The organism is Paenibacillus sp. 32352 (assembly GCF_002042965.1).
GTDB lineage: Bacteria > Bacillota > Bacilli > Paenibacillales > NBRC-103111 > Paenibacillus_S > Paenibacillus_S vulneris.
This window is the reverse complement of sequence record NZ_MZNT01000001.1, coordinates 213,440-232,881: the sequence shown is the minus strand read 5'-3', so window position 1 is coordinate 232,881 and position 19,442 is coordinate 213,440. Positions and strand designations below refer to the sequence as shown.

17 protein-coding genes are annotated in these 19,442 nt (G+C 52.6%); 1 reads left to right on the top strand and 16 read right to left on the bottom strand.

Going from position 1 to position 19,442, the window contains the following annotated elements; genetic code table 11:
* Window position 1 precedes the first annotated feature (1 nt).
* From B1728_RS01160 to B1728_RS01090, 15 genes are all read right to left on the bottom strand, one after another.
* Entirely contained in the window at window positions 2–595 is a 594-nt protein-coding gene (locus B1728_RS01160) for a PilZ domain-containing protein (RefSeq protein WP_079908342.1), read from the bottom strand.
* Window positions 596–1,043: 448 nt separating this feature from the next.
* On the bottom strand, window positions 1,044–1,838 hold the full coding sequence (locus tag B1728_RS01155) for an SDR family NAD(P)-dependent oxidoreductase (RefSeq protein WP_079908341.1): 795 nt from the start codon (window positions 1,836–1,838) through the stop codon (window positions 1,044–1,046).
* A gap of 36 nt (window positions 1,839–1,874) precedes the next feature.
* Window positions 1,875–3,035, bottom strand: coding sequence for a UxaA family hydrolase (locus B1728_RS01150; RefSeq protein WP_079908340.1), 1,161 nt, complete (start codon window positions 3,033–3,035; stop codon window positions 1,875–1,877).
* 65 nt (window positions 3,036–3,100) lie between these two features.
* Entirely contained in the window at window positions 3,101–3,421 is a 321-nt protein-coding gene (locus B1728_RS01145; RefSeq protein ID WP_079908339.1) for a UxaA family hydrolase, read from the bottom strand.
* 243 nt (window positions 3,422–3,664) lie between these two features.
* Window positions 3,665–4,585, bottom strand: a complete 921-nt coding sequence (locus B1728_RS01140; protein WP_079908338.1) for a fumarylacetoacetate hydrolase family protein — start codon at window positions 4,583–4,585, stop codon at window positions 3,665–3,667.
* 53 nt (window positions 4,586–4,638) lie between these two features.
* A complete protein-coding gene (locus B1728_RS01135) occupies window positions 4,639–5,412 on the bottom strand; it encodes an SDR family NAD(P)-dependent oxidoreductase (protein ID WP_079908337.1) in 774 nt (257 codons plus the stop codon).
* 27 nt (window positions 5,413–5,439) lie between these two features.
* Window positions 5,440–6,198: an IclR family transcriptional regulator gene (locus B1728_RS01130; protein WP_079908336.1), complete on the bottom strand. Its 759-nt coding sequence runs from the start codon at window positions 6,196–6,198 to the stop codon at window positions 5,440–5,442.
* A 376-nt stretch (window positions 6,199–6,574) separates the two neighbouring features.
* Window positions 6,575–7,351, bottom strand: coding sequence for a LutC/YkgG family protein (locus tag B1728_RS01125; protein ID WP_079908335.1), 777 nt, complete (start codon window positions 7,349–7,351; stop codon window positions 6,575–6,577).
* Window positions 7,341–8,843 carry a LutB/LldF family L-lactate oxidation iron-sulfur protein gene (locus B1728_RS01120; protein ID WP_079908334.1) on the bottom strand — a complete coding sequence of 501 codons (1,503 nt, stop codon included), beginning with the start codon at window positions 8,841–8,843 and terminating at the stop codon, window positions 7,341–7,343. Before B1728_RS01120 ends, B1728_RS01125 begins: the two co-directional genes overlap by 11 nt.
* Entirely contained in the window at window positions 8,827–9,570 is a 744-nt protein-coding gene (locus tag B1728_RS01115) for a (Fe-S)-binding protein (protein WP_079908333.1), read from the bottom strand. The genes B1728_RS01120 and B1728_RS01115 overlap by 17 nt, the downstream gene beginning before the upstream one ends.
* A gap of 379 nt (window positions 9,571–9,949) precedes the next feature.
* Window positions 9,950–11,131 carry a Ger(x)C family spore germination protein gene (locus B1728_RS01110; RefSeq protein ID WP_179135833.1) on the bottom strand — a complete coding sequence of 394 codons (1,182 nt, stop codon included), beginning with the start codon at window positions 11,129–11,131 and terminating at the stop codon, window positions 9,950–9,952.
* Window positions 11,128–12,564 carry a spore germination protein gene (locus B1728_RS01105; protein ID WP_179135832.1) on the bottom strand — a complete coding sequence of 479 codons (1,437 nt, stop codon included), beginning with the start codon at window positions 12,562–12,564 and terminating at the stop codon, window positions 11,128–11,130. Before B1728_RS01105 ends, B1728_RS01110 begins: the two co-directional genes overlap by 4 nt.
* Entirely contained in the window at window positions 12,561–13,661 is a 1,101-nt protein-coding gene (locus B1728_RS01100) for a GerAB/ArcD/ProY family transporter (protein ID WP_179135831.1), read from the bottom strand. Before B1728_RS01100 ends, B1728_RS01105 begins: the two co-directional genes overlap by 4 nt.
* A gap of 174 nt (window positions 13,662–13,835) precedes the next feature.
* A complete protein-coding gene (locus B1728_RS01095) occupies window positions 13,836–14,549 on the bottom strand; it encodes a FadR/GntR family transcriptional regulator (protein ID WP_079908329.1) in 714 nt (237 codons plus the stop codon).
* Between the two features lie 197 nt (window positions 14,550–14,746).
* Window positions 14,747–15,619, bottom strand: a complete 873-nt coding sequence (locus tag B1728_RS01090) for a helix-turn-helix transcriptional regulator (protein WP_079908328.1) — start codon at window positions 15,617–15,619, stop codon at window positions 14,747–14,749.
* Window positions 15,620–15,838: 219 nt separating this feature from the next.
* On the opposite strand from B1728_RS01090, the gene B1728_RS01085 reads away from it, so the two are divergent.
* Window positions 15,839–17,809: a beta-galactosidase trimerization domain-containing protein gene (locus B1728_RS01085; RefSeq protein WP_079908327.1), complete on the top strand. Its 1,971-nt coding sequence runs from the start codon at window positions 15,839–15,841 to the stop codon at window positions 17,807–17,809.
* Between the two features lie 66 nt (window positions 17,810–17,875).
* Here the strand turns inward: B1728_RS01085 and B1728_RS01080 are convergent, their stop codons facing one another.
* Window positions 17,876–19,414 (bottom strand): FAD-dependent oxidoreductase, encoded by a 1,539-nt coding sequence (locus tag B1728_RS01080; protein WP_079908326.1) that lies wholly within the window; start codon window positions 19,412–19,414, stop codon window positions 17,876–17,878.
* Window positions 19,415–19,442 lie beyond the last annotated feature (28 nt).

Genomic DNA, 19,442 nt, shown 5'->3' with positions numbered 1-19,442 from the left:
CTCATGCCAGCATCATTTGCTTGAACTGCTGCATCGCAATGTAGTATCTGAACTTATTAAGGTCACCGGAGGAAATGCTCTCGATTTCCGCACCATAGCGAATCGTCTTTTCCAAAATATGCGCGTACCGCACGACAAGCTTTAAATGAATGCTCTCCTCATCGCAAAACATCGTGCTATCGTAAACCTCGTGCATTTTTATGGAAAAATCGTTAATTTCAAAGCCTATGCCAAACCGGCTTACATCGACAACCCGCACCGCCGTCGTTTTGAAATCCTCGCTGATGGTGGCAAAGGTGTTCAGTTTGTACCTTGAATATTTTACCTGCCCTTCATTCAGCCATTCATCGACGACTTTTTGGGGCTTTGCCTTAATATGAAAAAGTTCCGAATCCGCCGGTACCAGCAAAATTTTGGAGTTGTTATTGTGCAATATTCTCATATTTTGACGTCGTTTGAAATCAAAGCACAGCACGTCATCGCCATCGGCGAGCTTCGTGTCCGCTTCAATCCCAACCTCCATAAACTCCTCTTGTTCATACCCGACATGCGCTTGATAAACTTTTCCTTTATGCAGCAATTGAATGTTCTTCATGGGATCATCTCCTTAGAGTTTTGCCAAGCAAAACGGACTTCGTAAGCAAAACTAATCTGTCGACAAACCATGGAAATTCAGAGATGCTGAAAATCCGGTTTTCGTCAATCCGACTTTTAGCTTGCATTTCGCATCTCGCTAAATCTGGATGTGGTAGTTATAGTTCTACTATAGGAGATAAACTTTTAAAAAGTTTAAGGCAATTATTAGGAGACTATTAGATTTCTTGTCTAATTTTGTCGAATGATAGGTTATACACCCAAATCTTGTTGAAACCATTTTAACTCTATTAACCACGCTGATGCAAAACCTATCATTTTTTCAGAAAATGCACATATTCCCCAAAAGAAGGGGCAACTTCGGATAGGAATTTCTGTACGCGATTCACTGTGACAAAATAAAAACAAGCCCTTCATCAACGAAGGACTTGTTGTGTTTTGAATGGGGTTTAATGTTCCATGTGATCTTCCGGCTGCGCAGCCTTGACGGTCAGGCCGCCGTCCACCATAAGCAAATGTCCGTTAACCTGCATCGCTTCATCGGAAGCGAGGAATACCACAGCGTCGCCGATCTGACGAGCCGTACCCAGACGTTTCATCGGGTTCGCTTCAATTTCTTTGGCGCGAATAGCCGGATCCGCCAGGAAGTCGGTACACATATCCGTATCTACGGTGCTTGGCCCGACGGCATTGATGTTAATGTTATACTTGCCGAGCTCGATCGCCATCCCTTTGGTCAGCATGTGAGCCGCCGCTTTAGACGATTGATAGTGCGGAATGACCGGACTTGTTACGACAAGGCTGGCTGTCGAAAGAACATTGACAATTTTGCCGTAACGCTTCGGAATCATCTTCTCGGCAGCCAATTGGGAGCACATAAAGATAGATTTTACGTTCGTTGCGAACGTGCGGTCCCAAGTCTCCTCCGTCACTTTCATGAACGGCTCGAACGGGGCGACCCCTGCGTTGTTAACCAGGATTTCAACGTCTCCAAGCTGCTCCTCCACTTGCTTAAACATCGCTTCCACTTGAGCCTTACTGCCTACATCCGCCTGGACGACGATCGATTTGCAGCCCAAAGCCTCGATTTGTTCCTTTACCTTCTCCGCCAGTTCGCGCGAACGGTCGGACGTATAGTTAACCGCTACATGAGCGCCTTCTTCTGCCAAACGAATGGCGATCGCTTCGCCGATCCCGCGGCTGCCCCCGGTGACCAGAGCGACCTTCCCTTTTAACCTTGCCAACTTCCGCTTCCTCCTTCGTGATGCCACGTATATCTATTAGAGAGATGGTCCGATTCGGTTGATACTGAACTCCGTATGGCCGAGCACTTCCGCTTTCGTGAGCTTGCCGTTCGCTACAGCTTTGATCTCATCCCAGATGATGTTACCGGCGTCTTCCAAGCTCAATGTGCCTTCCAGCATGTCGCTGACATCGACGTCCATATTATCGCTCATACGCTGGAACATCCGCTTGTTGCCGGTAATTTTGATGACCGGGATTACGGCTGAGCCTGTCGGCGTACCGCGTCCTGTCGTAAAGCAGACCAGATGCGCTCCGCCCGCTGCCATACCGGACACGCACTCAATGTCGTTACCAGGGGAGTCCATGAAGTACAGACCATGCTTAGGAAGCTGCTCTGCATATTCTACAACCCCTTTGATCGGAGCTGTGCCGCATTTGCTGATGCAGCCCAAGGATTTCTCTTCAATCGTCGTTAAACCTCCGGCAATATTGCCCGGGCTCGGATTACCGCCGCGCATGTCGGCCCCCATCCGCTCTACCTCTTTCTCGAAGCGGTCCACGATGTGGTACAGCTGCTTCTCGGTTTCCGGAGTCGCACAGCGGGAAGCGAGTACATGCTCCGCTCCGATAATCTCGGTCGTTTCGCCGATAACGACGCCGCCGCCGTGCTGGATCAGCGTATCTGCCGCCGCACCGAGCGCCGGGTTGGAAGCCAAACCGGATGTGGCGTCGGAGCCTCCGCATTTTACGCCGATGATCAGCTCGCTGAACGGAATCGGCTCAGGCTGCATAGCGTCCAATTGGGCGCGCATTTTTTTGGCTAGCTCTGCGCCATGCTGAATGGCCTTAACGGAACCGCCGACCGACTGAATGTCGAACACTTCTACCAGCTTACCGGTAGGACGGATTGCATCCGCCAATTCGTTGGGGTCGATAACCTCACAGCCCAAGCTGATAATGATAACGCCGCCGACGTTCGGGTTTTTGCCTGTGCCTGCCAGCACCTCGAACGTGCGCTCTTTGTCGGCGCCGATTTGGCTGCAGCCATGCTGATGCGGAATCGCTACCGTGTCGGGTACCATCTGGTTGATACGGCTGCAAACTTGGTTCGCGCAAATGACCGTAGGAATAATCAGCAGGTGATTGCGGATCCCTACGTCGCCGTTCGGTCTTCTGTAACCCATCATGTGATCCATGTTTTTTCCTCCTTAGAGTTTTGCGGAGCAAAACTATCTTCGTAAGCATAGGCTGAGTTTCGTAATTAAGCTTTTGCGGCTTGGTCTCCGCGACCGCGAATGCCTTCCACATTGTGAACGTGCACATGCTGGCCTGCTTTGATATCCGCCGTAGTGCGTCCGATTACTTCGCCGTATTTGAGAATATCAGTACCTTGGGCTATGTCTTCGATAGCAATTTTATGACCGAAAGGCACCGCATCCAACAAAACGACCTCGCGAACTTGTTCCTGCACGCGGTAACTAATCTTTTGCCCTTTTTCCAGGTCCTTGATCGCTGTTGCTACGTGATCCTTGGCGTCCATGACTAGAGCGTCAGCGCCTGCTTCTATTTGATGTCCTGCCATTGTTTAACCTCCTTAGAGTTTTCCGAAGGAAAACTTTCTTCGTAAGCGTTACTGAGCTTTCCGTAAGGAAAGCTATCTTCGTAAGCATTAACTGAGTTTTCCTAAGGAAAACTTTCTTCGTAAGCATTAACTGAGTTTTCCTAAGGAAAACTTTTCTCGTAAGCATTAGCTGAGTTTTCCTAAGGAAAACTTTTCTCGTAAGCATTAGCTGAGCTTTCTAGGAAAGCTTCACCTATAACTTTATTAAACTCTCTCGACTACCATTTTGTTCGTCAACGAACCCAGCTTTTCGATCTCGATCGTAACCACGTCGCCGGCCTTCAAGTAAACGCGTTTGTCCTCAGGCAATCCGAGCACAACGCCTTCCGGGGTTCCTGTCAAAATAATGTCGCCTGGAACCAGAGTCATATGTTGGGAGATGTAGCTTACGATCTCGTCACAGTAGAAGATCATATCGGAAGTGTTCGAGTTTTGACGCACTTCGCCGTTCACGATGCAGCGAATGGACAAGTCGTTCGGATTGCCTACTTCGTCTGCCGTTACGAGGTATGGTCCCAACGGGCTGAAGCCGTCACAGCTTTTGCCGAGCAGCCATTGTTGTGTGCGCATTTGCAAGTCGCGTGCGGACAAATCGTTCACGTTGCAATAACCGAATACATGATCCAACGCGTTTTCCTTGGATACGTACTTGGCTTCTTTACCGATGACGATAACGAGCTCCGCCTCATAGTCCACTTGGTCGGTTACTTTCACCGGAAGAGGCACATCGGCGCCATGGCCGGTCAAGGTGTTGTTGAATTTATTGAACAGGATCGGATATTGCGGAATCGGTGCGTTCGTCTCTTCCGCATGCTTGCGGTAGTTCAACCCGACGCAGATGATTTTGTTAGGATGCGTAACGCAAGGACCCAGCTTCAGATCAGATTCATTCAAAATATATCCGGCAGTGCCGCTCGCAGCAGCGGACAACGCTTGATCGACATAAGCCTGCAAAGAAGCAACGGCAGGCGCTCCCCCGTTAATGACTCCATGCACGTTTTGCGGTACGGATTGACCAGGGGCCGCCGGAACCGCCTGCAGCGCAGCGGAAATATGTACGACGCCTTGTTCCGTTTTGACGCCAAGCTTTTGCTGGCCATTTTCGATAAAAGTAAGAAGCTTCATCAGATATACCTCCAAAAAATAATATGGTTATGAGTGCTGATATTTTAATAAATTTAAGCGTTCTTGCCGAAAACAACGCCGCCGTCAATATAGAGCGGTGAGCCCATCATGAATTTGGATTCGTCGGAAGCAAGGAACAGGGCCGCCTTGGCTACATCCTCCGGTCTGCCCAGGTCGCCGCTTAATTGACGGGTTTTGAGGGACGCGTAGGCTTCTTCTTCGTTGTCGTACGATTTTTTCAAGTAATCCTCAACGAAAGGAGTCAGAATCGTGCCTGGAAGCAGCGCGTTGCAGCGGATTTGGTACGGAGCGTAGTCCACTTGCATGGATTTCGTCAAAGCAAGCACCGCGCCCTTGGTAGCCGAATACGAAGCACGGCGGGCCAAACCGATTTCAGCAATGCAGGAAGACATGTTAATAATAGACCCGCTGCGCGCCTCCATCATGTGAGGGAGCACATATTTACATGGCAGGAATACACCGCGAATGTTGATGTTGATGACGCGGTCCCACGCTTCCGGCTCCACCTCGTGGATCGCCCCTACGCCGCTGACGCCTGCGTTGTTAAACAATACGTCGATGCGCCCAAACTGAGCGATAGCTTGATCGACCATGGCCTTCACAGACTCCGGATTCGTTACGTCCGCCTGAATGAACACTGCCTTGCCGCCGGCTTTGGTGATCATGTCAACGGTCTCCAGGCCTTTTTCCTCCACCAGATCGTTCACGATAACGGTAGCGCCTTCTTTTGCAAACAAGAGCGCGGAGCTTTGACCGATACCCGATCCAGAACCGGTGATCAGCGTAATTTTATTTTCCAATCTCATCTTCGGCACATCCTTCCAAATGTTTGGTTAATTGCATGTCCCCTGCGACAGCCGGTCAGCCAAAGCGCAAATTTCCCGCCTTGCCAGCTCCCGCTTCTGCTCCCATTCATGCTGGAACATGGAGCAGCTTATAGCCGCAATGACACTCCCCTGAGCATCGCGCACCGGCGCAGCGACACAGCAAAAGCCCATGACGGCTTCCTGAAGATCGCTGGCGTAGCCTTCTCCCCGGATTTGCTCCAGCTGCTTCAGCAGATCGGACCGCGATTTGATCGTATGCGGAGTCAACCCTTGCTGCAGCTCCTCTGCGGGATACAGCGTCTCGACGGCGGCAGGCTCCAGATGGGCAAGCATAACCTTGCCCAATGCCGTAGCATGCGCAGGCAGCTTCATTCCCGGCTCGGAAGCCAGTCTCACGGGAGACGGCATTTCCTCCTTGGCCAGATACAGCACGTCGCTCTGCTCCAGCCTTGCGAGCTGGATCGTTTCCTGAATCGTATGTTTGGTAACCGATGCCTCCTTGCGGAACCGGTCGATCAGGCTGAATTGTTTAAAATAAATGTTTCCGATAAAGCCTAGCTTAGAGCCCAGCGAATAGGTCGCTTCCGGCTCGCGGACAACCCATTCCAGCGCCTCCATTGTATTCAGCAGCGAGAACATGGAGCTTTTATTAATGCCAAGCTGTCTGGACAAATCGATCAGCTTCAGCTTGGAAGGCTGTAGGGATATCGCCTGAAGGACAACATCGGCTTTCTCTAGAGCAGGTACCCAATATTTCTTTTCCATGCGTCCTCCTGCAAGCTTACACTTCACAAGCGACTAATGCTTTTTCAAAATAGTGCTTGTTTCATTTGGTTTAGTATACAAAACCAAGGTTTTGTATAATTGACAATTTCATCGTACAACGGGGAGTACGATATGTCAACGGATTTTTGCCCCCTCCATAACAAGCGAAAACCCGCTCCAAGCCTATAGGAGCTTGTATTGAGGCTTCGGGTTCACTGGAGCAAACTGGTGTTAGAAACAGCCTGGAGAAGAGCGGCTTCAAGTTGATGAGAAACCACTTTGGAGAAGATCCCGAAAAATGAAAAAAAGGATTGAGCAGCCCCTAGCTCTGCTCAATCCTTCGATAGCTCATCCCCTGACGAGATGACGAGTATTTTTACTTGATAATGACCGCGTATACCTTGCCGGGTCCGTGAATCCCGATCGTAAGGTCGTTCTCAATGTCGGCGCTTCGGCTCGGCCCTGTAATCAAATTCAGCGAGGAAGCATAGTCGCTGCCATTAGCCTTGCCTGCCGTAATGCCGCTGAACGCTTCGCCCATACGGGTAACCAGCTGATCCGCGCGGAATACCGCGAACAGGATATCCGTCAGCAGGCTGACGGAGCGGCCCCGCTGCGGCGAGCATTGCAGAGCCAGCGTACTGGTATTGGCAATGGCATAATCAGGCCATATCATACCGAGCTGACAGCGCTCCGTGCGCTTCAGCAGCTCACTGCGCTTCGCCCAGTTGGAGCTGCCTTCTGCCTCGCTGGCCGATTCGTTCCCGGCGGACTCGATCTCCTTCCAAGGAACGACGGTTACCCCGGCTTCCGCCAAAGCTTCATCCAGACCGAGCGCGATCAGGCCCTCATGCTCCCAGCGGGAAACATGCGTAACGTTCAGCTCGGCCGCAATTTCCTTAAGCCATGCGCCTATGGCGGTCTTGGCCTCCGCTTCCTCAACAACCAGCACCTTGCCGGTTAAGGCCGTCCAGTTCTGAATGAAGAGCTCAATCTTCTCATCGGTCGTACGTTCGATCTCTTTATAGAACTCCGGAGCGCCGCGGAACGGCCGCTCTGGAGGAGTACTTGGCGGCGCTTTGCGTCCTAATCGCGACGAAATATTCGCGATGAAGGCATCCCGCCCGTGCATTTGTCCTGGCTTAATGCTCATGAGGCTTACCTCCCTTATTCACCGGAGCTTTAGGAGCTTCCGCGACGACCGGAGCGTTCTTCAGCTCCTGCTGCAGCGCCTCCCACCGGTCGCGGAACGACTGCTTCGGCTTCATCGGGAAGAAGCGCGACTGTGTCCAGCCGGACATCGGTCCCGGGCCTTTCTTGATGAAGCCTTTGCTGATGAACGGCTTCTGCAGATAATAGGCGGACTTGGTCGCCATTTTGTACAAGGTCACGTTCCCGAACGCCGTCTGGAACGACTTGAACGCGGCGCGCTCGGCAAGCGGGGTCAGCCCCATCTTGACCTTGCGGGCGCGCAGCTGCACGAGCATATCGTGCAGCGGGATCTTGACCGGGCATGCCTCGTAGCATGCCCCGCACAGACTGGAAGCGTAGGCCAGTTGGCCCGCTTCCTTCATGTCCTGCTGCAGCAGCGGCGTCAATACGGCCCCGATAGGGCCGCTGTATACGCTGCCGTAGGTGTGTCCGCCCACGTGACGGTACACGGGGCACGCGTTCAAACAGGCTGCACAGCGGATGCAGTGCAGCACCTCCTGGAACACCGGATCGCCGAGCTGCGCCGAGCGTCCGTTGTCCAGGACGATGAGATGGAGCTCCTCCGGTCCGTCGAGCTCCCCTTCGCGGCGCGGGCCGGTAATCATCGACGTATACGTCGTCAGCTTCTGGCCCGTTGCGCTGCGCGCGAGCAGGTTCAGGACGACCTCCAGGTCGTCATAGGTCGGAACCAAACGCTCCATCCCCATAATGACGACATGGGATTTAGGAATCGTGCTGACCATCCGCCCGTTCCCTTCATTGGAGACGAGCGTGATCGAGCCGGACTCGGCAACGCCGAAGTTACAGCCCGTCAAGCCGATATCCGCCTCAAGGAAGTAGTTGCGGAGCCGCTGCCTGGCATAGTTCGCAAGCACCTTCGTCTCCGGCGGAAACTGCTCGCCCGACTCGTCATTGAACAGATCGGCGATCTGCTGCTTGTTCTTATGAATCGCAGGGATGATCAAATGGGAAGGCGTTTCCTTGGCCAGCTGCAGAATATACTCGCCCAAGTCGGTCTCGATCGCCTCGATGCCGCGCTCCTCCAGATGATGATTCAGATGGATTTCTTCCGATACCATCGATTTCCCTTTGGCAACCAGCTTCGCCTTGCGCTCCTCGGCAAGCTTCATGAACACCTTGACCGCTTCATCCGCCGTCTGGCAGAAATAGACATGTCCGCCCGCTTTGGTGACATTGTCCGTGAACTGGGTTAAATAATAATCCAGGTTCTCCACGACATGCTTCCGGATCTGCTTGCCGCGTTCGCGCCACTCCTCCCAATGCCCGAAGTCGTCCATCGCCTTCAGCTTGGCGGTCTTCAGCTTATCGGTAGTGAATGCAACCGCTTTGCGGAGGAATTCGTCGGCAAGCGCTTCCTCTGTTCTCTTTTTCAAACCCGTCCCGATCAACTGCTTCTCATCGACCTGACTCACCGTTCTTCACTCCTTCCTCCAGCAGCTGCGCAATATGCATTACGCGAATCGGCTTGTTGTCTTTATTCAAACGGCCTCCGATATTCATCAGACAGCCCATATCCGAACCGACCAGCACACTGGCCCCTGTAGAGCACACATGGCCCGCTTTTTCACAGACCATCGCCTCCGACATATCCGCCATCTTCACGGCAAAGGTACCGCCGAAGCCGCAGCAGTCTTCTTTTCTCGGAAGCTCGATCAGCTCTAGGCCCTTCACTTCCGCCATCAGCTTGCCCGGCTCTTCCTTCACACCCAGGAATCGCGTCGCATGACAGGAGGCATGGTATGTGACCTTCTCGTTGAATACGGCTCCCAAATCGGTCACGCCGAGCACGTTCACAAGGAACTGCGAAAACTCGTACATTTTTCCGATCAAATCTTCCGCTTTCTTCTTCCACTCGGGCTCATTCTCGAACAGCTGCGGGTAGTAGTGATGAACCATACCGGTACAGGAGCCGGACGGGGACACAACATAATCGCTGTGCTCAAAAGCCCGAATCAAGCCGCGAGCCACTTCCCGCGCTTCATCCTGATAGCCGCTGTTGAAGGCAGGCTGTCCGCAGCACACTTGAGCTTGCGGGAAGTCCACCTCACAGCCGTAACGGTGCAGCAAACGGACAACGCTTTCTCCAACCTCCGGATACAACTGATCCGCCAGGCAAGTAATGAATAAAGAGACACGCATGGGGTACCCTTCCTTTAGCTATAATTTGTAGTTTCACTCTTATGTTATCAGGTTATCAGATAAGTTCGATTTTGAAAAGCCTTATTTATAGTACAGCCGCCGGTTCATCATTCATACCGTCCTCAACATAACCCAACAAGGGGGCGGGTCTGATGAAAACTACAAAGCTGGAAGGATCAACCAACCCCCTCCGGTGGAGCATCCCCCTCCAACCAGGCTTCCAAAGCAGGCTATGCTGCGCAAAGCCCTTCTATAAATCATGTCAAAAAAAGCCGCCTCCCCCCAATAGGCTTTCCTTCGGCCTCTCTTATCCGGGATCGGCAGCTTATACTGCACCGTACTTATCAGCGTATTTTACCAGCCAAATGCCGACGGTTCTCTAGTCTTTGTAAGAACCGCTAACCTGAGGAGACTTATATTTTTGCGCATGATTGATAATCAGATGAACCTCCACTTCCTCCAGCGTATTCTCATTCAAAGGAAATTGGCCGTCCACCTGAATCGACCGCCACTTGTCCGGGTGACGCTTATAATACAGTTGGCCAAGATGCATCACATCCGCATGCAGGGCGAGCCCTTTTTTGTAATATTCCATCAGCTCCCTGCGAATTGTCTGTTCGGCCAGATGCTGGATTTCCTCCAACTGCTTCTCCTCCGCAAGCTCCATCAGTGTTCCTTTGACCTTCAGCTTCGCCTTGAAACGAGGGATGCCTTTGCCTCGATCGAGAATCTCGATCTTATGGGTCGCATCCTTTACCTCCAGTGTAGCAATAGTCGTATGCTGTTCCGACTGGACCGTCAGCGGGGACGCTTCATAAGCTGACTGCATCCAGCGGCCGAGCATAATGTCGCTCATTTTCATCCAACCCACATACCGGGTTCCGTTAAAAATAAACCCTCCTGACTTTTTCAGGATGCCCATCGGCTTATTTTGTTCCATCCACGTTTTCTCGGTTAACTCCACGGAAGGTATGATGACCGTCGAGGAAGGCTCCAGCATGCCGGCTACGATTTCATTAACGTAATAAGGCTTTAAGTTCGACAGCTGCGCATAGTTTTGTTCGGGATTACCTAGGATGCTATCGAGCGTGCTTCGGTCAAAAAACGACTTTGCGGAGAGAAGATCGTACAATTTCTCCTTAGTGCCGTAAAACCATTTGGTATACCTGGTCTCCTTATTGCGGTTGGTGAAATCGAATACCTTCTTCAGCATTTGCTCCTTCAGCACGTTTTCCGTCAGTATCAGGTAATTGACATGCCCGAGAAACATCGTTCCCTGGCCTGACGCGATCAGATCGCTTATGGCGGCAAGTACGGTTTCTCCCTTCCCCCTCCCAACCCAGTTTCGAACCGAATCGTTCTGCTGCTCCTGCTTCGCAATGGAAGAGAAGTTGATCATTTGTCCATACACGACAAATTTATCGTCCTCATAATCGACGCCCAGCCCTACGATATAATTCAACCTCTGCACCTCTTCCGCATCCCAGCATCCTGTGAGCAGGAGAAAGGTGACGGAGATCAGCAAGCATTGACGGAGCCGTTTGAAGCCAGTGCGCTTCAAGAGCCTTCCTCCCCTTTCGAGCCGGAGGTTTCGCCGACGATGTCCAAGCTGTTTTTCCGGAACGGTAAGCGGATGAATTTCAGCAGGCTTTCTTTTCTTCCGTATTTTTCATAGCTGAAATAAGGCACACCGAACGATTGCGTATTAATGGCGTATACCAGCATATAGAACAAGGCGATGATGGTGCCGTAAATACCGCATAGCGCAGACAAAATCAGGACGAACAGCCGCATGATCCTCGTCGTGCTCTGCAAATTCAAGTTCACGAGGGTGGACCCGGACACGATAGCCACCGCAGCGAGAAACGTCATACTCGGAGACAATATGCCTGCCCTCAAAGCCGCATCCCCGATAATAATCCCGCCTACGACCGTAATCGTCGAGCCGGTCGCTCTTGGCAGGCGGGCTCCCGCCTCCCTGAGCAAGTCGAGCAGGAACAGGCTGAGCAGCATTTCAACAAAAGCGGAAATAGGCAGCCCCAGACGCGAAATTCCTATGGTAGCAAGCAGCTGGAACGGAATTTGATCCTGGTTGTACATCAGCAATGAGATAAAGACCCCAGGGGAAAAGACGGCGATAAAAGCGGCGATGATCCGCAGCATCCGATTGGCGATAGCCACATGATAATTAAAGTAAGAATCCTCCGGGCTGATAAACAGCTCCGTCAGGGAGACCGGCGCTATCATAGCCGTAGGCGTGCCTTCCATAAATACGAGAAATTTGCCCCGCATCAGCCGTTCGGCCGCATAATCCGGCTTCCCTGTGAAATTAGTTAACGGAAGGACGGTATACCGATTGCCTGTGATCGTATCCTCTAACCTGGCATTCCCCCCGACAAGAACCGTTTTTGCCAGATTCTCCAGACGCTGTTGAATGATAGAAAGGGAAATCTCCGGCACGCGGCCCTTAAAATAAAGCAACGCCACGCGCGTGCGGGTCGTGCCGTGGGAATAGTAATATTTTACGCTTAAATCGGTGGTGGCAAGCCGCTTCCGGATTAAAGCGATATTCGTGTCCAGCTCCTCGACAAACCCGTCCCGCGCTCCGCGTATGGAGGGCTCGAGAGCAGATTCCTCCGGATCCCTCCGGGGGACACTAGCCAGGTTCACGCTGTACAGCTCCCCCCTGCGTTCCAAATACAAGAACAGCTGGCCGCTGAAAATAAGCGAAGCATAGTCCGCAAGCTTCATTTGAGCTTCCTGAAGCAGCGCTGCGCCGTTTTCGTTCATCAGCTTGTCTAGCTCCCTGCCTTCGCCAGACAAAGAGCGAGTCAGCTCCGGAATGAAATATTCACGTAAACGGGTCGTATCCACGAGATTCGGCTGATAAAGCAAAACCGCCTTCTGTTCCGATAAGCCCAGCCTCTCGGTGCATATATCTTCGCAGTCGCGAAACGCGAGGCTCAGTCTACCCAGCACATTCCCTTCCGTCACGTAGACCCGCTCCTTTCCGTCCTTTTCATCCATGCAAGCAGCGCAACACCCATACTGACGAACAAGATGATCGTGATCGCTCCGATAAAGTACCATTGATTCAACAGCCTTACGAACTCCTTATCTGAATGCGGCAGCAGCACAAATACGGTCATAAGAGCCGCAATGATGACAACCGTAACGAGGGAGGCTGTTTTTTTTGCCGTATGGCCGATCAGCGTCTCCTTAACGAGAAGGATCGACATCGACAACCGGACAAAGGCGCCGGAGAGCCATTGGAAAATCGATAAAAAGTCGACATGCTCCACATAATGACCGATCCGTACCAGCCGCCACTCCTCATAGGCCGGGAACCTCAGCTTGGCCGCCTCATCCGGTCCGAATTCCGCAATCGCCCCCATCAGAGGCCCTATCGTTAATCCAACAAGTGCCCATAAAGTGAACAGCAGATGGCGAAATTTCACTTTTTCCTTCATATGATGCTGCAGCAAAAGCACCAGCGCGATTTCCACCATCCCTCCACCTACGACAAAAATGCATTTCAGCACGGGATTCCATCCATTTTCCAATAGAGGAAGCAAATAAACGTAATGCTTGCGCGGAATATTCGCCGTAGCTACAAAAAAGCCAAATAAGACTACAAGGGGCAGCAGAAAAATACCGCATCTCGCAATCGTCTGTATGCCGGAATAAGCCGCCCAGATGCAAGCGCCCATCAAGAGAAGGGTAATAAACCAGGCAGGGGTGTCGGGAAGAAACATACTTTTCACCCAACCAACTGTATCTACGATAGTTACGGTCCCGAGCACGAAGACGTATACCAGAACGGGAACGCGCAAAAGCAAGGAAAGAAACGCTCCGTATCTCTGCTTCACCCATGAAAAGATCGGAGCCATGCTTGTGCTTTTCATCACATAGACAAGCAGAGGAAGCAAGCAGGTTATAAGCAGGCCTGCAATGAGAACGGAGATCCATGCGCTTCGTCCTCCGATTCCGAGCAGAAACGGTATCACAATGACGTGATCCATAAGTCCGGAGGAAAGCATAAAAAGGGTAACTAGCTGGTGCAGATTCAGCACTTTCTGGTTAGCATCCATATTCGAACCACCAACAGCTTCCATATTGTTTTGAAAATAAGGACAAGTTAGCCGTATTATTCCTCCGTTGGTACTTTCTATTCCTGTCATTTGGAAATGAAAAAAAGCTTCCCCTGCCCGCAGTATAGCGGCAAGAAAAGCCTTCCCTTAAAGGTAGAAACCCCGTGTCCAACCCTATTTCTTCAAAAATTTCAACAGCACCTGCTCGACATGAAATAGATGATGCCGCATCGCTTCCTGAGCTCCAGCCGGATCCCGGTTAAGAATAGCCTGATAGATCGCCTTATGCTCCTTCAGCAGCTGCTTGGAGACGGTTTTGCTGGAATACATTTGCAGTCTTCTGGTTTCCCGGATAGCCGTCTGCATTTGAGTCGAGATGGAGTCGATCATACGTTCCATAATGGAATTATGTGTCGCCTGCGCCAAAGTCAGATGGAACAGCATATCGGAACGTTCCCCTTCCTCTTCATTGCCCAGGAAATCTTCCATATTGCGCAGCACTGCCTCAAATTTGGCGATATCCTCGTCCGTCCGCTTCTCCGCAGCTAAGGCTGCATTGGAAATTTCGAGCGCCTTCCTCGCCTCGATTAATTCGATCACCGTCTCACGGCTCATGAGCAGCGAATCGAATACCGGAAGATCGACATCCTGCGCTTCAATGCTTCGTACATAGCTGCCCTCGCCCTGATGGATTTCGACAAGCCCCATCGCCTTCAACGCGCTGAGCGCTTCCCTCACGGTAGATCTTCCGACCTGAAAGCGCTCGGACAGCTCTTTGGCCGACGGAAGCTTTTGTCCCGGCGTCAAGGCTCCGCTGACAATCTGCTCCTTGATTTGATCCGCTATGACTTCATATATTTTACGCGACGATATTTTTTGAATTTCCAAATCGGCCGCCCCCTATTAACGAAAGTTTCCGTTCCATATCCCACGTTTATTATACCCATCCCGATGCATAATGCCAATTGATCCCTAAATCTTACTGTATCGAGGCCAGTTTTAAGCCGTTTTCTATCCTAATCCTGCGCTAACAGGCCCGCTCCCCCTTGCCGACCGTAATTGTGCTATTGGATGAAGCCAAGCCATTAGATAAAGCCCTTGGCTGATTGACGATACAGCCCCGGCGTCATGCCCACCGACTTGCGGAACAGCCTGATGAAATAATTATAGTCGCTGAAGCCGACCTGAGCGGCGACCTCGGGAACCGGCAGCGCGCTTCGGGTCAGGAGCCGTTTGGCCGCCTCCATTCTAAGCGCGTGGTGGTATTGCAGAGGGCTAAGCCCGGTATGCCTTTTTAAGCAGCGTGCCACATAATCAAAGTTAAAATGAAGCTCCTCCGCCATGCGGGCGGCCTGAAAAGGCTCCGTGACGCGTTCCTCCAGATAAGCCTTGACCTGTTCCGAGATGAGATAGGACCGGGTCGACCTGCGCTGCTCGCGAACCCCCGCCTGGATTACCGAGAGCAGCTTCCCTAATACGACCTGCAGGTCTACGGCATGCTCCTGCGTCAGACTTTCCCGCAGCCGGAGCATCTCATTCAGGACGGGGATCAGCGGCTTTCGGTCCACCGGCCCGTATTTAGGCAAGAACAAGTATTGCTCCGCCGGCGTCAGATCGCTGTCCGTCCCCCTGCGGACGAGTGTCGACCAAGGGATATGCTTCTCCGGAAGCTGCGCCACGGCCCGTTGGTGGCGGAAGTGAAGCCAGTACAGCTCCGTCTCCTCCGTGCAGGGACGATGTCCGAAATGCGTCCTTCCGGGCTCAAGCAGCAGCATTTGACCGGCCTCAATGTCGTAGGGAACCCCATCCTCGGTCATATACAAGGTTCCGCTGCAAACGATGATGAGGTCATACACCTCAAACGACCGCTCGAAGTGCTGCATGCCTTTCTTCCATATTGAAAATCCCGCCGTTAAAAACTGGGGCAGCGGAGGTATGGGCAGCTGTAAGATATCCATCGGTTTCCTCCCGGCAGCAAGCCTTCACGTCCTTCTTGCTCTTAGTGTAGTGCACCGGGCCGCCAAATTCAATCCGCAGATTCGGTCGAAAACGTACTATAAATGGTCGTGCACCTACCTATATCCGCGGCAGTGCTATCCTATATAGTGAAGACATGTAATCGCTATCAGGTTATCTCATACAACCTACTACTTATCTCAAAGGAGCGTGCAGTGTCCATGCGTTTTCGCCAGGTTCATCTGGATTTTCACACTTCGGAAGCCATACCCCATATCGGCAGGCAATTTTCCAAGCAGCAATTTCAGGAGATGCTCCAGAGGGGCCGGGTCGATTCGATCACGGTGTTCTCCAAATGCCATCACGGCTGGGCCTATCATCCGTCGGAGGCGAATGAAATCCACCCCGGACTTGACTTTGACCTGCTCGGCGCCATGATTGAAGCCGCTCATGAGATCAACGTCAAAACGCCGGTCTACCTCTCTGCAGGACTGGACGAGAAGCTGGCGCGCCGCCATCCCGAATGGCTGATCCGCGACATTAACGATAACACGAATTGGGTAGACGGCTTTATGAAGCCGGGCTACCATCAGCTTTGCTTTAATACGCCCTACCTGGACATACTGGTGCGTCAGGTGGAGGAAGTCGTTCGCACCTATGACGCCGACGGCATCTTTTTGGACATTGTAGGGGTGCGCCAATGCTACTGCCACTCCTGCGTCCGCACGCTTCGCAGCGAGGGCCAGGATCCCCGTGACAAGGACGCTGTCCTCGCACTTGGGGAACGGATCTACGCCAGCTATACCGCCCGGATTCGCGAAGCGATAGACAGCATCAAGCCCGGTCTGCCCGTCTTTCACAATGGAGGGCATATTCGGCGGGGAAGACGGGATCTGGCCGGGATGAACTCGCATCTGGAGCTGGAGTCTCTGCCGACCGGAGGCTGGGGCTACGATCACTTCCCGCTCTCCGCCAGGTACGCGCAGGGACTCGGTATGGATTACCTTGGCATGACAGGCAAGTTTCATACGACCTGGGGGGAATTCGGCGGCTACAAGCACCCGAATGCGCTTCGGTATGAGACTGCTCTGAGCATAGCGAACGGAGCGCGCTGCTCGATCGGGGATCAGCTCCATCCGGAGGGCTTCATGGACCCGGCCACCTATGAGCTGATCGGTGCCGCCTACCGAGAGGTGGAGAGCAAGGAAGCATGGTGCACCGGCACGGCAAGTGTTGCCGACGTGGCTCTGCTCTCCTATGAGGCCGCCGCCTCGCAAAAGGAAGAAAAGCGCGGCGACCGTACGGGAACCTCGGATGCGGGTGCGGTGCGAATGCTTCTCGAAGGGAAGCTATTGTTCGACGTCATCGATTTGGAGCATGACTTTACGCGATACAAAGTCGTCATACTGCCCGATCAAATTACAATTCCCCCGGCTCTGCAAGCCAAATTGAACGAATTCTTCGCGCAGGGTGGCAAGGTACTCGCCACAGGACGTTCAGGCTTGAATGAGACCGGTGACTCCTTCGCCATCGATCTTGGGGTTGAATGGGAGCAAGTGAATCCTTACCGGCCGGATTACTTCCGGCCGCACTTCGAGCTGAACAGCCTGCACAACGCCGCCTTCGTCTTCTACTCCGAGGGGCAGCAGGTCCGTCTGACGACCGGAACCGTACTGGGGCATCGGGAAAATCCTTACTTTAACCGGGATGTGTTCACCTTCTGCTCCCATCAGCATACGCCGAGCGCCCTTCAGGATAACGGTCCGGGGATGGTCGAGAGCGCGAACGGCATCTATTTCGCATGGAACGTATTCGCCGATTACGCCGATAAAGGAAGCCTTGCCCTTAAGGAATGCGTACTGTACGCCTTAAACCGGCTGCTGCCGGATAAAACGCTGCGTACCGATCTTCCTGCGCAAGGAATCGTCACTCTGATGGAGCAGCCTGCCGAGCAGCGCTATGTCAATCATCTGCTCTATGCGACTCCGGTAAAACGCGGCTCGGGAGTCGAGGTGATCGAGGATCTGATCCCTCTCTATGATATCTCCGTCTCGCTAAAGCTGGGTAAACCGATTCGCAGGGTCTATCTCGCTCCGCAAATGGAAGAGCTGCCTTTCGAAACAGACGGCGATACCGTCAGCTATACGGTACCGAGACTGGAATGCCACCAAATGGTCGTATTGGAAGGCTAGCCGTAAATTCAACAAGGTGCCCGCTATCCGCGCAGGCACCTTGTTTTATACGCTTGTATTGTGTGGCTAATCCAGACGGGGAAGGGCTTCCTTCGCCGGTCCTTCAATCACATCGCCCCGGAAGGAATACCGCGACCCGTGGCAAGGACAATCCCATGTCCGCTCCGCATCATTCCATTCCACCTCGCACCCCATATGCTTGCAAGTGGTATCTACGATATACAGCTTCCCGTTCGCTTCCCGGTAAGCCCCGGCTCTTTTGCCGTTCACTTGTACGACAGACCCTTCCCCAGGCTCCAATTCCTCCGGATGTCTTCGTACCAGCTCAAGCTTGCCCGCGGCCAGGTTAACCGCTACGTTAGCATTTTGAGATATGAAGGTTTTCAGGCTCGGATCGGCATGAAACCGACGGGGAGTGAACACTTCTTCATAAGGGCTCTTCTCGCCTGCAATGAGCTTCGTGTTCAGTATCGCGGACGCAATGCTGTTCGTCATCCCCCATTTTCGGAAGCCGGTAGCTATCAGATGGTTGGGAACATCAGGCCACTGCAGCCCGATGTAGGGCATTTTATCCAAAGTATAAATATCCTGGGCGGACCACCGGTACAAAATCTCCCGGATTCCGAACGATTGCTGGCCGAACCTCTGAAGATTCTCATAATACTGGAAGGTGCACTGTCCCTGTCCGGTCTTGTGCCCTTCACCGCCTATGAGAACAGCAGGCTCGCCGTCGATGAGCAGGGGTCTTAGCGAACGCTTCGGATTTTCCGCACTTAGATACATCCCTCCGGGGTACGGATTCTTGGTGCGTACGGCAAGCACGTAAGACCGCTCCGCGTGGAGCCGTGCAAAATACAATCCCTTCATATCCTGGTACGGAAAATGAGTGGCGCTGACTACATAATGACAGGAGACTTGGGGTCCCTGCTTCGTCTTCACAACCGCGGGCGTCTCCAAGGTCGACTCGATCACTGTGGTCTCCTCGTATAGATGTCCCCCCATCCGGATAATCTCCTCCGCCAGCTTGACCAGAAACGGAACCGGATTGAAACGGGCCTGACGGTTCATAATGACGGCCGCCCTGGTTGCAAAAGGAAGCGGGGTGGAGGAGACGATTTCTCCCGGAATCCCCAGCTTCTCATAAGCCTTGTATTCATTCTCAATCTTCTGAACGTAATCCTCTTGGCTCGTATAGACGTAAGCATCCTCTTCACTGAACTGGCAATCGATATTCAGTTCGGCGACGGTATCCTTCACAAACGTGATAGCCTCTTGGTTCGCTTCATAATACAGGCGAGCCTTCTCCAGCCCGAAGTGAGAGATGAACTCGTCATAGATCAGATCATGCTGGGCCGTCACTTTGGCGGTGGTCGAGCCTGTGGTCCCTTGGAGAATACGGCCCGCGTTCAGGACGACGACCTTCATGCCCCGCTTGGCCAGCAAATAAGCGGTTGTGATTCCGGTTATTCCCCCTCCGATGACTGCGACATCCGCTTGCATATTTTCGGTTAACTCCGGGAAGCGGGGAACATTCATGGAGCGAAGCCAGTAAGAATCGGGGAATTGCGGCAGGCCGCCGGCGGAGGACTCTTTATGCAAAGTCATGGTACATTTGCTCCTTATTTCCAATTTT